The sequence below is a fragment of the Sphingobium mellinum genome (assembly GCF_037860795.1).
Lineage (GTDB): Bacteria > Pseudomonadota > Alphaproteobacteria > Sphingomonadales > Sphingomonadaceae > Sphingobium > Sphingobium mellinum.
In genome coordinates, this window is the sequence record NZ_JBANRK010000001.1 from 605,834 (window position 1) to 619,364 (window position 13,531).

At 65.5% G+C, this 13,531-nt stretch carries 10 protein-coding genes and 1 riboswitch; of the genes, 2 read left to right on the forward strand and 8 right to left on the reverse strand.

Going from position 1 to position 13,531, the window contains the following annotated elements; genetic code table 11:
* Window positions 1-45: 45 nt before the first annotated feature.
* Both AAC640_RS03095 and AAC640_RS03100 read right to left on the reverse strand, forming a co-directional pair.
* Window positions 46-828 (reverse strand): ABC transporter ATP-binding protein, encoded by a 783-nt coding sequence (locus AAC640_RS03095; RefSeq protein WP_340264604.1) that lies wholly within the window; start codon window positions 826-828, stop codon window positions 46-48.
* Complete coding sequence (locus AAC640_RS03100) at window positions 822-1,817, reverse strand: FecCD family ABC transporter permease (RefSeq protein ID WP_340264605.1); 996 nt, start codon at window positions 1,815-1,817, stop codon at window positions 822-824. The genes AAC640_RS03095 and AAC640_RS03100 overlap by 7 nt, the downstream gene beginning before the upstream one ends.
* Before the next feature lie 143 nt (window positions 1,818-1,960).
* On the opposite strand from AAC640_RS03100, the gene AAC640_RS03105 reads away from it, so the two are divergent.
* Complete coding sequence (locus AAC640_RS03105) at window positions 1,961-2,695, forward strand: ABC transporter substrate-binding protein (RefSeq protein ID WP_340264606.1); 735 nt, start codon at window positions 1,961-1,963, stop codon at window positions 2,693-2,695.
* Between the two features lie 36 nt (window positions 2,696-2,731).
* On the opposite strand, the gene AAC640_RS03110 is transcribed toward AAC640_RS03105, so the two are convergent.
* Window positions 2,732-4,549 (reverse strand): TonB-dependent receptor plug domain-containing protein, encoded by a 1,818-nt coding sequence (locus AAC640_RS03110; RefSeq protein ID WP_340264607.1) that lies wholly within the window; start codon window positions 4,547-4,549, stop codon window positions 2,732-2,734.
* 171 nt (window positions 4,550-4,720) lie between these two features.
* A riboswitch (cobalamin riboswitch) is annotated at window positions 4,721-4,962 on the reverse strand.
* Between the two features lie 65 nt (window positions 4,963-5,027).
* On the opposite strand from AAC640_RS03110, the gene mobA reads away from it, so the two are divergent.
* Complete coding sequence (gene mobA, locus AAC640_RS03115) at window positions 5,028-5,579, forward strand: molybdenum cofactor guanylyltransferase (RefSeq protein ID WP_340264608.1); 552 nt, start codon at window positions 5,028-5,030, stop codon at window positions 5,577-5,579.
* Here the strand turns inward: mobA and cobA are convergent, their stop codons facing one another.
* The 5 genes from cobA to AAC640_RS03140 all read right to left on the reverse strand — a co-directional run bounded on the left by cobA (window position 5,580) and on the right by AAC640_RS03140 (window position 13,473).
* Window positions 5,580-6,362 carry a uroporphyrinogen-III C-methyltransferase gene (gene cobA, locus AAC640_RS03120; RefSeq protein ID WP_340264609.1) on the reverse strand — a complete coding sequence of 261 codons (783 nt, stop codon included), beginning with the start codon at window positions 6,360-6,362 and terminating at the stop codon, window positions 5,580-5,582.
* Complete coding sequence (locus AAC640_RS03125; protein ID WP_340264610.1) at window positions 6,349-8,961, reverse strand: molybdopterin-dependent oxidoreductase; 2,613 nt, start codon at window positions 8,959-8,961, stop codon at window positions 6,349-6,351. The genes cobA and AAC640_RS03125 overlap by 14 nt, the downstream gene beginning before the upstream one ends.
* 111 nt (window positions 8,962-9,072) lie before the next feature.
* Window positions 9,073-9,408, reverse strand: a complete 336-nt coding sequence (gene nirD, locus AAC640_RS03130; RefSeq protein WP_340264611.1) for a nitrite reductase small subunit NirD — start codon at window positions 9,406-9,408, stop codon at window positions 9,073-9,075.
* A gap of 5 nt (window positions 9,409-9,413) precedes the next feature.
* Window positions 9,414-11,921, reverse strand: coding sequence for a nitrite reductase large subunit NirB (gene nirB, locus AAC640_RS03135; protein ID WP_340264612.1), 2,508 nt, complete (start codon window positions 11,919-11,921; stop codon window positions 9,414-9,416).
* 307 nt (window positions 11,922-12,228) lie between these two features.
* Complete coding sequence (locus AAC640_RS03140; RefSeq protein WP_340264613.1) at window positions 12,229-13,473, reverse strand: nitrate/nitrite transporter; 1,245 nt, start codon at window positions 13,471-13,473, stop codon at window positions 12,229-12,231.
* Window positions 13,474-13,531: the final 58 nt, after the last annotated feature.

Here is a 13,531-nt window from a genome sequence, read left to right on the forward strand (position 1 = left end):
CCGTGGGACAGGTCATGCTCCTGCGTCCGCCAGAGCACATCGGCGTTATCGTGCCTTCACCCGCCCGGTAGGCAGGACCAGCGGCCAGTCGCCACGGGGATCGATACAGGCCGAAATGCCATAGACTTCGGCCAGCCTCTCTTCGGTCAGGACCGCCATTGGTGCTCCATCAGCCACCAGCCTTCCCCGGTCCATCAGCAGCAGGCGGTCGCAATAGCGCGCCGCCATCCCCAGGTCGTGCAGCACGGTCACGACCAGCGATCCGCCGGCCGCCTCGGCTTTCAGCAGGTCCATGACGTCGATCTGGTGTCCCGGATCAAGCGCCGCCAACGGCTCGTCCGCAACCAGCGCACGCGCTTCCACGGCCAGCGCGCGCGCCAGCATCACGCGGGCACGCTCGCCGCCGGACAATTCCGTGGCGACCCGGCCCTTGAGGTGCCGCGCGTCCGCCCGCGTCAGCGCGGCATCGACGGCTGCTTCATCCGTGGCGGACATCCGGGAGAGCGGGCCCATATGCGGCATCCGTCCGAGCGCAACCAGACGCTCCACCAGCAACGGCCAGTGCAGCGTCTGCCCCTGCGGCAGATAGGCAAGCTTTCGGGCCATTTCTCGCCGGGACAAACGGTCGATCGGCGCGCCGTCGATCGTGACGGTGCCGGCAGCGCGCATGACCAATCCGAGCAGCGCGCGGATGAGCGTCGACTTGCCGGCGCCATTGGGTCCGATAATGCCGACCAGCTGGCCCGGCGCCAGCGCAACACTGACATCCTCGACCGCCAGATGACGGCCAAGGCGCACGGATAGCCGCTCCGCCGCGATCGTCACCATAGCCGTCGCTCCCGCATCAGATGGATGAGGAAGACAGGCACGCCCAGCATGGCGGTGAGCACGCCCAGCTTCAATTCGCTGCTCGTCGGGATCAGCCGCACGCCAATGTCCGCCAGCGTCAGCAGCGCCGCCCCGCCGAGCAGCGAGGGAAGCAGGATCGCAGAGGGCGAGCGGTCCGTCAGCGGCCGGACGATATGTGGTACGATAAGGCCCACGAAACCGATCGCCCCCGACACCGCCACGGCTCCACCGACGCCAATGGCGACGCCCAGCATCATCCGCAGGCGCGCCCTGCCGAGGTCGACGCCGAGCGCCTGCGCGCCTTCTTCACCCAGTGTCAGCGCATCGAGCGTGCGCCCGTCGGCGATCAGCAGCGCGGCGCCCAGGACGATGCAGGGCAGTGCCATCCAGACATGGGCATAGCTGCGATTTTCGAGGCTCCCCATCAGCCAGCTCATAATCTCCATCGCTGCGAAGGGATTGGGCGACAGGTTGAGCGACAGGCTGATCCCCGCTCCTGCCAGCGTGGCGACCGCGATGCCCGCGAGGATAAGGGTGAGCGGGCTTTCGGACGGCCCCGCCAGCAGGAACAGCGCGCCGATCGCGACCAGGCTCGCCAGGATGGCCAGCACGGGCAGGATGAGCGGATGGATTTGGGCGAGGCCGAAATAGAGCGCGCAGACCGCGCCCAGCGCGGCGGCATTGGACGCGCCCAGCACCGATGGTTCCGCAAGCGGATTGCGCAGATAGCCTTGCAAGGCCGCGCCAGCGACGCCCAGCATCGCGCCCACCAGCAGGCCCAGCAACATGCGCGGCATCCGCAGGTCGATCAGGATGGCGCGCGCAACCTCATCGCCGCCTCCGGTCAGGACCGCGAGGATGCGGGAGGGCGACAGGGGAACGGCGCCCAGAGTGAGCGACCCCAGCGCGGCGAGGACGATCAGCGCGATGAGCGCCGGCATCAGCAATGGATGGCGGCGAACGGTCACGGCTTGCCTCGCCCGCCCCGGCTGATAGAGCGCTTGCCGTAAGGGGTGCATGCGGGAGCGAGACAATAGGAAGCGCCAAAATCATCGCGGCCCTGTGCGCGCTCGGCCTGACCGCCGCGTCCCCCGTCCCGCCACGGCGTATCGTGTCGCTCAACACCTGCGCGGACCAATATGTGCTGGCGCTCGCCGATCCGTCGCAGATCGCGGCGCTCAGCCCCTATGGGCATGATCCGGAACTGTCGGCGGCGATCAGAAAGGCGCGGCGCTTTCGCACCTTGCGCCGCCCGGCCGAAGAGGTGCTCGCCATCCGGCCCGACCTGCTGATCGGCTTTCCGGCCGGTGCGGACAACGTGGTCGGCGCGCCGCCGGGGCAGTGGCGCACCCTGCGTCTTGCGAGCGCCGACAGCTTCACCGCGATCAAGGCGCAAATCCGGCAGGTGGCGGCGGCGGTCGGCCATGTCGACCGAGGCGAGGCGCTGATCGCTGCCATGGAGCGCGACCTCGCCGCCCTGCCCGGCCCCCGGCGCGGCGGCGTCGCAGCCTATTATCAGCGACGCGGCTACATGACCGGGACGGGCACGCTGGTCGATGAACTCATCCGCCGCGCGGGACTCACCAACCTTGCGGCAAGGCTCGGCAAACCCGCGCTGGCGCAAGTTCCGCTGGAGCAGATGATCGCGGCGCATCCCGACTTTCTGATCGTCGAGACCGGGACCGAAGCCGTCGTCGACCAGGGCACGGAAATGCTGCACCACCCCATCCTGCGCGCGATCCCGCGCATCCGCGTACCGCAGGCCTGGACCGTGTGCGGCGGCCCCGCCTATGTCGAGGCTGCACGCTCCATCCTGGCGCAGGTCAACGCTGCGCCGAAACGGTGAGGGAACGGGCGTCACGCCCGCCCCTCTTGCCATTCATCAGAAGCGGACACGCACGCCGCCAAAGGCCGAGCGGCCATAGGTATTGTAGCCATAGACCGTGGCGTATTCCTCATCGGTGAGATTGTCGACGCGGCCGTAGATTTCCAGATTTTCCGTGATCGGGAAGGAGGCGCGGATGCCGAGCACCGCATAGCCGTCGAGCCGCTGAGTCAGCGTCGCGTTATTGAAGCTGTCGCTCACCATGGTGATAGTTGCGCCAGTCGACAGGCCGAAGGACCAGCGATAGTCGGCCGAAACGCTGACCGCATTGGTGGGGCGACGCGGCAGGCGGGCGCCGGTGTCGCGGTTCCGCGCGTCAATATAGCTGTAGGCGGCAGTGACCGTCAGCGCATCGACCGGCTTCAGCGTCAGCATCGCCTCGACCCCCTTGGCCCGGGTACGGCCGAGGTTGAAGTAGCGCGAAGTGCCGAAATCGAAGTCGATTTGATCGCGAATGTCGCGCCGGAATGCGGTGAGCGAGATGATCGCGCGATTGCCGTCGAGCCGCTGGTCGATGCCGATGTCGTAGCTTTTCGACCGTTCGGGATCGAGTGTGGAATTGCCGCTGAAGCTGTCATAAAGCTGATAGAGCGACGGCGCCTTGAAGCCCTCGCCATAGCTGGCACGAAAGTTGGTCTGGCCTTCATTGGGCGTATAGTTGGCGTTGGCGCCCAGCGTGGTCGCGCCACCAAATTGGCTATGGTCGTCATGGCGCACACCGCCGGTGAGCGACAGGCCCGTCAGGGGCTTGACGACGGCCAGAGCATAGACGCTATCGATGTTCGCGCGATGGCTTTCCGTCGAGCCGAAGCCGGTGAAGTCATAATCGGGCCGCTCATGCTCATAGCCGAAGATCAGCTTGGCCTCGTCGATGGGCTGATAGACGCCTTCATATTCGAATCGCAGGTCGGTGCCCGAATAGCCATAGTCGCCAAAGGGGGAAAAATAATCGCGGTCATTGCGGAACCAGGTGACGGCGGCGCGCTGCGTCAGCTTGCCGTCGAACAGCGCGAGATTGAGGCCCGCATAGCCGACATATTGGTCAAGCTTGCTTCGGTCGGTCGTGTCAGCAGGCGCGCCGAAGAAAATGTCGGTGTCGAGATTGGCGTGGATATAATAGCCGCGCAGGTCGAGGCTGAGATTGTCAGTAAAGGCAAGCTTCAGCTTGGCGTTGGTGGCGATATTTTCATAACCGTCCTTTTCCGTGCCACCCTTGGCAGCGGAGATGCCGTCAGTGCGGAAATAGGCGACGCCCGCGCCGCCGGACGCGATGCCGCTGGTGCCCGACACATCGGCCTTGGCATTCAGCGTATCGGCGTAGCCGTAATCGACCGAGGCGCTGCCACCGAAGCCCTCCTTTGGCTGGCCGGTCATGATATTGACGACGCCGCCGATCGCCTGGCTGCCGTAAACGACCGAGTTGGAGCCGCGCAGGATTTCCACGCGACGGATATTCCCGGTCAGCAGATTGCCGAAATCATAAAGATCGCCGATGCCGCTGGGATCATTGACCTTGACGCCGTCGAGCAGCACCAGCGTCTGCGTCGTTTCAGCACCACGGATCGAGACGCCTGTGACGCCACCCACGGCGTCGGCGCGGTTGAAGCGGACGCCCGGCGTGGTGGCAATCAGGTCCGCGATGCTGACCGTCTGGCGCGTTTCGATGGTCTTTGCGTCAATGACGGTCACCGCCTGGCCGACTTCGTCTCGTGGCTGTTCGATGCCCAGCGCGGTGACGATGATTTCGTCATTGTCCTGCGCGAGCGCGGGCGTGGCGGCGAGCAGCGCCAGCAGCGAAATTCCGGTTTTCATCATTATATGTCTTCCCTGAGCGTCACGCGACTTCAGGCAGGGGCTTCCGAACGAACGGTCGGCATGCTGGAAAGGGAGACGCCAACGCCCCGCCCCGCGCACCGATGCGGCCCCCGCCGCTGGCGTCGCTCAGACGGAAAACACCGTGCCCGGACCGATCCCTGGGTCCGAGGCAAGAGCGACCATGCGCCGGCAGGTCTCCTGGCTCACGGGTCAAAGCGCTCATGCACAAGCCTTCCCGGGCATTGTCGCCCAGTGGCCGGTCCCCATGGCTTCCCCTTTTGAAAGCATGGGTCCCCGTGCATCGCGCTCACCGCTTACAGTTGCAGGGACAGCCGCGGCATAGGGCGAACACAGTTCGCCCGCACCGCATTCCCTTTTCAGCCCATTCGGGCACCGGCGCGATCTTCTTGTGTCAGCGGTTGCCCGCTCACCCGGCGCGCCATAAGGGAAAGTGGGGCTCATGCCAAGGAGGCGATGCATGCGATTGCTGGGAGCGGTGCTGGCGGGCGGACGATCCAGCCGCTTCGGCAGCGACAAGGCGCTGGCGATGCTCAACGGGCGGACGCTGCTGAATCACGCGGTCGCCTCGCTCGACCCTCATGTCGACGCCATCGTCATCTGCGGCCGGGAGGTGGCGGGACTGACCAGCCTTCCGGACCGGCCAGCCCCGGACCTGGGCCCGCTGGGCGGCCTCAACGCAGCGCTGCATCATGCGCTTTCCCAGGGCTATGACGCGGTGCTGACGACTGGATGCGACATGCCGACCTATCCTGACCACCTGCCGCAAGCGCTGGTTGGCGAAGGCGCGGCGGTGCTCGGGGGGCAGCCACTGGCGGGGTTCTGGCCGGCCTCACTCGCTCCCGAACTGGACGCGCATCTGGCGGAGGATGATGTGCGATCCATTCATGGCTGGCTGCGGCGGATCGACGCGCGGATCCTGGAGCGGCCCGACATCCTGCTGCCCAATATCAATCGGCCGGAGGATCTGGACAAGCTGATCGGCCCGCCCATGCCCGGCCGCGACCGATAATCAGGCCTCGACCGAAGCGTCAGCCGCGTGGCGCACGGGCATTGCGGTGCCCGCCACGGCCTCGCCGATCATCAGCAGCGTCGGGTCATCGTCGCTGATCGCCGCCACGAGAAAGGCGAGCGCAGAGAGCTTGCCCCGGATCAGCCGTTCACTCGGCAGCGAGACGTTGACCGCGACCATCACCGGCGTTTCCGGGTCCCGCCCGGCGGCGATCAGTTCCCGGCCGATTTCGGCAGCGGCAGCGCGCCCCATATAGATGCCGATCGTGCCGCCCGGCCGCGCCAGCGCTTCCCAGTCGAGCTTCAGCGGCTCGCCGGCCTTCAGATGCGCCGTGACCAATGTCACCCCGCGCGCCTTGCCGCGCAGGGTGAGCGACGCGTTACCGCTCGCCGCCGCCGCGCTCGCCGTGGTGATGCCCGGGCAGATGCTGACGGACACGCCATCGGCCGCCAGATGCTCCATTTCCTCGGCCGAGCGTCCGAATATGGATGGATCGCCGCCCTTGAGGCGGACGACGCGTTTGCCCGCCTTCGCCGCGGCGAGCAACAGGTCGTTGATGCTGCCTTGCGCCTTGCTGTGGCGGCCGGAACGTTTGCCCACGCTGACCCGCTCGACGCCCTGCGGGATCAGGTCGAGCACGCCCGGCCCCACCAGCGCGTCATGGAAAACGATGTCGGCCGCCGCGATCAGCTTTTCGGCCTTGCGGGTCAGGAGGTCCGGGTCGCCGGGTCCCGCGCCGACCAGCCAGACCTGGCCGGGCGCGATCAACTCATTCTGCTGCATGGAGCGTCTCCTGCGGGATGTGGGCGAGGATGTTGGCAAGCGCGGGACGGCAGGATCCGCAATTGGTGCCCGCGCCGATCGCCTTGCCGATCGCCGGCACGTCGACCAGATTCTGATCGCGAATGGCGGCAACGATCTGATCGAGGCCGATGTCGAAGCAGACGCAGATCGTCGGCCCCTTGTCAGGCTGGCTACCCGGGCCGCGCGCGGCGAGAACCGAGCCACCGACCCCCTCGACTTCCAACTGGCGGATCAGCCAGTCGCGCGAGGGCAGGAGGCCGGTGCGGGTGACGAACAGGACGCCGCAAAGCTTGCCTTCGCTGATGGTCCCGACGCGGCGCGTGCCGCGAGTCACGTCCATGGCTTCAACCCGGTCACCCGTCGGCAGCAAGGCGTCGAGCCGCGCGGGATCGCCATTGCCCGCGATCTCATAGAGCGCGCCGCCCGGAACCGCGATCTTCGTCGACCATAGGCACGGCAACTTCACCGGCTGATCCCCGCGCAGGATCAGAAAGCCTTTCCATTCGATGGCGACCTTCTCGACGCTGGCCGGGGTCGACTTGAACCCCGGCTGGCCCGAATGCGGATCGACCAGCGGACGGGGCAGCAGGCCGGTGCGGCCGCCGCTCGACATCTGGTCGGTCCAGTGGATCGGCGTGAATATTTCACCAGGACGCTGCCCTTCGCTGAGCGCCACGCGGAAGATGCTGTTGCCTTGCGCGGTCTGCACGCGGGCGAGATCGTGATCGACGATGCCCAGCGCCTCCGCGTCCTGCGGGTGGATTTCCACCAGCGGTTCCTCACGGTGACGGGCGAGCTTGGGCGACAGACCGGTACGGCTCATGGTGTGCCACTGGTCGCGATAGCGGCCGGTGTTGAGCGTCATCGGCCACTGCTTGAGCGGGTCCTGCAACTCCATCTGCCGGGTCAGCACCAGCCGCGCCTTGCCATCCTGCGTCTGGAAGCGGCCATCGGCATAGGGCTTCTCGCCACCCCAGCGGAACGGCTCCATCGCGTCATAGGCATCGTTGCCGATCGTGGCATGGGCACGCAGGTTGAGCAAGCGCTGGCCGTCATTCTGATAGGCGGTGAGGCGCGCATGTTCGCGCCAGATGTCCGCCGGGCGATCATAGGCGAAGGCGTTGCGCCAGCCCATGCGGCGGGCGACTTCGGTGATGATCCACCAATCGGGTTTGGCTTCGCCGGGCAGGTCCATGAAGGGACGCTGGCGGCTGATGGTGCGGTCCGAATTGGTGACGGTTCCGTCCTTCTCGCCCCAGCCGGCGGCAGGCAGGCGGACGTCGGCATGAACGCTGCTGTCGGTGTCGGCCATGATGTCCGACACAACGAGGAAGGGCACGGACTCCAGCGCCTCGCGGACGCGATTGGCGTCGGGCAGCGACACGGCGGGGTTGGTCGCCATGACCCACAACGCCTTGACCCTGCCTTCGTTGATCGCGCGGAACAGGTCGACGGCCTTGAGCCCGGGCTTGGCCGCCATCTTCGGCGCGGCCCAGAAGCGGCCGACCCGCTCCACATTTTCCGGCGCGAAGTCCATATGGCTGGCGAGGGTCGAGGCAAGGCCGCCAACCTCGCGGCCGCCCATCGCATTGGGCTGGCCGGTGATCGAGAAGGGCGCGGCGCCCGGCTTGCCGATGCGGCCAGTCGCAAGGTGAACATTGATGATCGCGTTCACCTGATCGGTGCCGCGGATCGACTGATTAATGCCCTGGCTGAACATCGTGACGGTGCGCGGGGTCGCGGCGAACAGCTTGAAGAACTGCTCCAGCAGCGCGGGCGCGATGTCGCAGGTCTTGGCCGTCGTCCACAGATCGTGGCCGGTGCGGATATGCTCCCAAAAGCCTTCCGGCGCATTGACATGATCGCCAAGGAACTCGGGATCGGTAATGCCTTCCTGGTCACACCAGGCCAGCAGGCCGTTCATCAGCGCGACATCAGTGCCAGGCTTCACCGGCAGGTGGAGGTCGGCGCCTTCGCAAGTTTCGGTGCGGCGCGGATCGATGACAACCAGCTTGGTTCCGCGCGCGGCGCGGGCGGCCTGGATGCGCTGATAGACGATTGGATGGCACCAGGCGGTGTTGGAACCGACCAGCACGATGAGGTCCGCTTCCTCCAGATCGTCATAGCTGGCGGGCACGACATCCTCGCCGAACGCCCGATTGTGGCCGGCGACCGCGCTCGACATGCAGAGGCGCGAATTGGTGTCGATATTGGACGAGCCGATGAAGCCCTTCATCAGCTTGTTGGCGACATAATAATCTTCGGTCATCAGCTGACCGGAGACATAGAAAGCCACGCTGTCGGGACCATGGCGATCGATCGTTTCGCGAAATTTCTTCGCGACCAGGTCGAGCGCCTTGCCCCAGCTGGCGCGCTTGTTGCCGATCATCGGGTGCAGCAGGCGGCCTTGCAGCCCCACCGTTTCGCCCAGATGCGTGCCCTTGGAACAGAGGCGCCCGCCATTGGCCGGATGCGCTTCATCGCCCTTGATCGTGACCGACCGGGGCCCGGTCGGCATGGCCGAAATGCCGCAACCGACGCCGCAATAGGCGCAGGTGGTGCGGATGGCCTCTGTCATGCTCTTACCTCTTGTCCAGGAGAGAGAATTGGGTGGAGGCGCATGCCGCAAGGGATGGCCGACATGCAACCCCCACCCGGGTCCCCGCCTTTATGGCTGGGGACCGGAAGCTCAAGCCGCCGCCTTCAGCGCGGCCGGGCGAGCGATCAGGATGCGGCCGCCTTCCTCCTTCACCGCGATGGTCGGCGTGCAGCCTTCGTCCGCGCCCTGCGCCTCGCCCGTTTTCAGGGCGATGTTCCAGTTGTGGAGCGGGCAGGCGACGCTGTGGCCGTGGACGATGCCCTGGCTGAGCGGCCCCTTCTTGTGCGGGCATTCATTGACCAGCGCGAAGACCTTGTCATCGCCGGTGCGGAAGACGGCGATTTCCTTTTCGCCCGCAATCTGCACCGTGCGGGCGCCGCGCTGGGGAATATCGGCCAGCGTTCCGATGTCGATCCAATCGGTCATGTCGTTCACTCCGCAGCGATTGCGATGGGGTCGAGATGCTGGTGCAGTTCAGCATGCTGGCCAGCGGCGCGTTCGGCCCAGGGATCGTCCTGGCTGAAGCTCTGCGAATAGAGGAAGCGGGCGCGCAGGGCTTCGCGGCCTGCGTCGTCCTCGACGATGCGCTGCTTGATATAGTCGACCCCGACGCGCTCGATCCACGGCGCGGTACGCTCGAGGTAACGCGCTTCCTCACGATAGAGCTGGATGAAGGCGGCGCAATAATCGAGCGCCTCCTGCTCGGTCGAAACCTTGCACAGCAGATCGGTGGCGCGGACGTGGATGCCGCCATTGCCGCCGACATGCAGTTCGTACCCTGAGTCCACGCAGACCACGCCAAAGTCCTTGATCGTCGCCTCGGCGCAGTTGCGGGGGCAACCCGACGCCGCAATCTTGAACTTGTGGGGCATCCACGATCCCCAGGTCATCCGTTCGATCTTGACGCCCAGGCCAGTGGAATCCTGCGTGCCGAAGCGGCACCATTCGGACCCGACGCAGGTCTTCACCGTGCGCAGCGACTTGCCGTAAGCGTGGCCCGACACCATACCCGCGGCATTGAGGTCGGCCCAGACGGCGGGCAGGTCTTCCTTCTTGATGCCGAAAATGTCGAGACGCTGGCCGCCCGTCACCTTCACCATCGGCGCATCATATTTCTCGACCACATCGGCGATGGCACGCAGTTCACGCGGGTTGGTGAGGCCACCCCACATGCGCGGGACGACCGAATAGGTGCCGTCCTTCTGGATGTTGGCGTGCATCCGCTCGTTGACGAATCGGCTCTGCTGGTCGTCCTGATATTCACCGGGCAGCGCGCAAAGCAGATAATAGTTGAGCGCCGGGCGGCAGGAGGAGCAGCCATCGGGCGTCGACCAATGCAGCCGCTGCATCACCTCGGGGATCGAGCGCATATTCTGCGCGACGATTTCGCGGCGCACATCGTCATGGCCAAAGCTGGTGCATTTGCACATCGTCTTTGGCCCCGACTGCACGTCGTCGCCCAGCACCACCGCCAGCAGGTTTTCAACCAGGCCCGTACAGCTGCCGCAGCTGGCCGACGCCTTGCAGGAACCACGCACCGCGTCGAGCGAGCAATTGCCCGCTTCGATACAGGCGACGACCTGGCCCTTGCTGACGCCGTTGCAGCCGCAGATCTCGGCATCGTCCGAGAGCGCCGCAACGGCCGCCTTAGGGTCCAGCGCGCCTCCTCCCGAGGCGAAAGCCTGGCCGAAGATCAGCAGGTCGCGAATTTCGCCGACATCCTCACCGCGCTTCAGCAAGTCGAAATACCAGCCGCCGTCCGCCGTGTCGCCATAGAGGACCGCGCCGATAACCTTGTCTTGCTTGACCACGACGCGCTTGTAGACGCCGCGCGAGGCGTCGCGCAGCACGATGTCCTCGCAACCTTCGCCGCCGGAAAAGTCGCCGGCGGAAAAGACGTCGAGACCCGCGACCTTGAGCTTGGTCGACGTGACCGAACCCTTGTAGCCCGTATGCTGGTCGGTGAGGCCATCGGCAAGACTGCGGCACATTTCCCACAGCGGCGCGACGAGGCCGTAGACATTGCCGTCATGCTCGACGCATTCGCCGACCGCGAGGACATCGGGGTCGCTCGTGACCATGTGGTCGTCGACCTTGATGCCGCGATTGACTTCGATACCGGCTTCGCGGGCCAGCGCCGTCGACGGACGGATGCCTACCGCCATCACAACCAGGCTGGCCGGGATTTCCCGGCCGTCCTTCAGACGGACGCCCTCGACCTTGCCGTCGCCATAGATGGCTTCGGTGTTGGCGCCGGTCAGGATGGTCTGGCCCCGTGCTTCGAGCGCGCTCTTCAGCAGCCAGCCCGCTGCTTCATCGAGCTGGCGCTCCATCAACGTGTCCATCAGATGGATGACGGTGACCTTCATGCCGCGCAGGGTCAGGCCATGCGCTGCCTCAAGGCCGAGCAGACCGCCGCCGATCACCACTGCATTGCCGCCGCCATTCGCGGCCTCCAGCATGGTGTCGACATCCTTCATGTCGCGGAAGCTGATCACGCCCGGCAGGTCCTTGCCCGGAACCGGGATGATGAACGGGTCGGAACCCGTCGCGATCAGCAGCTTGTCATAGCCAACAGCGCGACCCGACTGGCTCGTGACCGTCTTCGCGGCGCGGTCTATGGTCGTCACCGGATCACCCGCGATCAACGTGATCCCATTATCATCATACCATTGGCGGCTGTTGATGATGATGTCATCAAAGCTCTTCTCACCGGCCAGAACCGGCGAAAGCATGATGCGGTTATAGTTCACATGGGGTTCGGCGCCGAAGATCGTGACGCGGTAACGCCCCGCATCGCGCGCCAGAAGTTCCTCGATCGCGCGGCAACCGGCCATGCCATTGCCGACGACCACCAGATGTTCGCGGACATCGTCCGAAGGCACGAAGACGTCCTCTTCGTTGGCCGTTTCGGGTCCGGCGTTGTTCTGAAAATCCATCCCTTGACTCCAGAATAAAAAAAAGCCGCCATCCGGATCCTTGGGATTTAACCCAAAGGTCTGGATGGCGGCTTTGCCATCATTCACGCTTTCCGCGGCCCATCCATGGACCAAGTCAGCTATGTGAGTGGAGGACAACCCTGTCCTTCGCAGTGCAGCATAAATGAATCGCCATGAGGGTCAAGCGATTCGTAGGAGGTTTTTGCCCTTTCGCGCCGACTTGCGGCTCCCGCTCCAGGCTTTGGCGGGACATGCAAGGGCGGCGGCTCCTCTTCCGAGTGCCGCCGCCTCCCCTCCTGCAAGCTTGTCAGATACGTGCGCCGCTGTTCCAGGTCGTGCGCCACTTCGCACGAACCAGCGACACCCCAAGGAAGGCCACCACCGCGAGGCCCGCGAAGATCAGGAAACCGGGCGCGAAGCTGCCGGTGAACTGCTTGGCGATGCCCAGCGACGAGGCGAGATAGAAGCCGCCAATGCCGCCCGCCATGCCGACCAGGCCGGTCATGACGCCGATTTCCGCCTGAAAGCGCTGCGGCACCAGCTGGAACACCGAACCGTTGCCGACGCCCAGCGCCAGCATCGCGGCGACGAAGAAGCCAAGCGCGGATACCAGCGTCGGGGCATAGGACACGCCGGCCAATGCCAGCGCGGCGGCAATATAGACCATCATCAGCGCCTTGACGCCGCCGATCTTGTCAGCGAGCGCGCCGCCCATCGGACGGACCAGCGATCCGGCGAACACGCAACCGGCGGTGCAATAGCCCGCAACGATCGGGGTCAGGCCGAACTGGTCGGTGAAATAGATCGGCAGCGAGGCGGCAAGGCCGACGAAGCCGCCGAAGGTCACCGCGTAGAAGCCCATCAGCCACCAGGCATCGGCGCTCTTGAGCGGATGAAAATAGTCCTTCAGCTTCTTAGGTGCCGGCGCATTGGGCGCGTTCTTCGCCATTAGCGTATAGGCAACAAAGACGAGGGTAAGCGGAATGCAGGCAAGGCCCAGCACTGCGTTCCAGCCGAACAGCTTGGCAAGCACAGGGGCGAACAGCGACGCGAGCACGGTCCCGGAATTGCCCATGCCAGCCAGCCCCATGGCCTTGCCCTGGTGCTCCGGCGGATACCAGCGGCTTGCCAGCGGCAGCGCGATTGCGAAGCTCGCGCCGGCAAAGCCCAGGACGACGCCCAGCGCCAATGTGCCGCCGAAGCTGCTGACGCCCAGCAACCAGGCGGTGAAGAGGCCGGCGATCACGATGACCTGGCTGATCGCGCCAGCCTGCTTGCAACCGATGCGGTCGACCAGCAGGCCATTGACGACGCGCAACAGTGCGCCCGCGAGCGTGGGCACCGCGACCATCAGTCCCTTTTGCGCGGGGGTCAGACCCAGCGTCTTGGAAATGGAAGGCGCCAGCGGCCCCAACAGCACCCACACCATGAAGGCCAGGTCGAAATAGAGGAAAGACGCGATCAGCGTGGGGGAATGACCCGCCTTCCAGAAGCTGGTCTGGCCGTCCAGACCCTCGCCGCCCTTGTCGCGGTCCCAATAAGCAGTTGCCATCGTGAGGTCCTTCAATCTTGTGAAATGGACACGAAAAAAGCCGCTCTCCGGACACTCG

What these genes read in the sequence shown, in the direction of transcription:
- AAC640_RS03095 (WP_340264604.1), bottom strand. Translation starts at nt 828, where the DNA reads ATGGTGACGATCGCGGCGGAGCGGCTATCCGTGCGCCTTGGCCGTCAT.
- AAC640_RS03110 (WP_340264607.1), bottom strand. Translation starts at nt 4,549, where the DNA reads ATGATGAAAACCGGAATTTCGCTGCTGGCGCTGCTCGCCGCCACGCCC.
- mobA (WP_340264608.1), top strand. Translation starts at nt 5,028, where the DNA reads ATGCGATTGCTGGGAGCGGTGCTGGCGGGCGGACGATCCAGCCGCTTC.
- cobA (WP_340264609.1), bottom strand. Translation starts at nt 6,362, where the DNA reads ATGCAGCAGAATGAGTTGATCGCGCCCGGCCAGGTCTGGCTGGTCGGC.
- AAC640_RS03125 (WP_340264610.1), bottom strand. Translation starts at nt 8,961, where the DNA reads ATGACAGAGGCCATCCGCACCACCTGCGCCTATTGCGGCGTCGGTTGC.
- nirD (WP_340264611.1), bottom strand. Translation starts at nt 9,408, where the DNA reads ATGACCGATTGGATCGACATCGGAACGCTGGCCGATATTCCCCAGCGC.
- nirB (WP_340264612.1), bottom strand. Translation starts at nt 11,921, where the DNA reads ATGGATTTTCAGAACAACGCCGGACCCGAAACGGCCAACGAAGAGGAC.
- AAC640_RS03140 (WP_340264613.1), bottom strand. Translation starts at nt 13,473, where the DNA reads ATGGCAACTGCTTATTGGGACCGCGACAAGGGCGGCGAGGGTCTGGAC.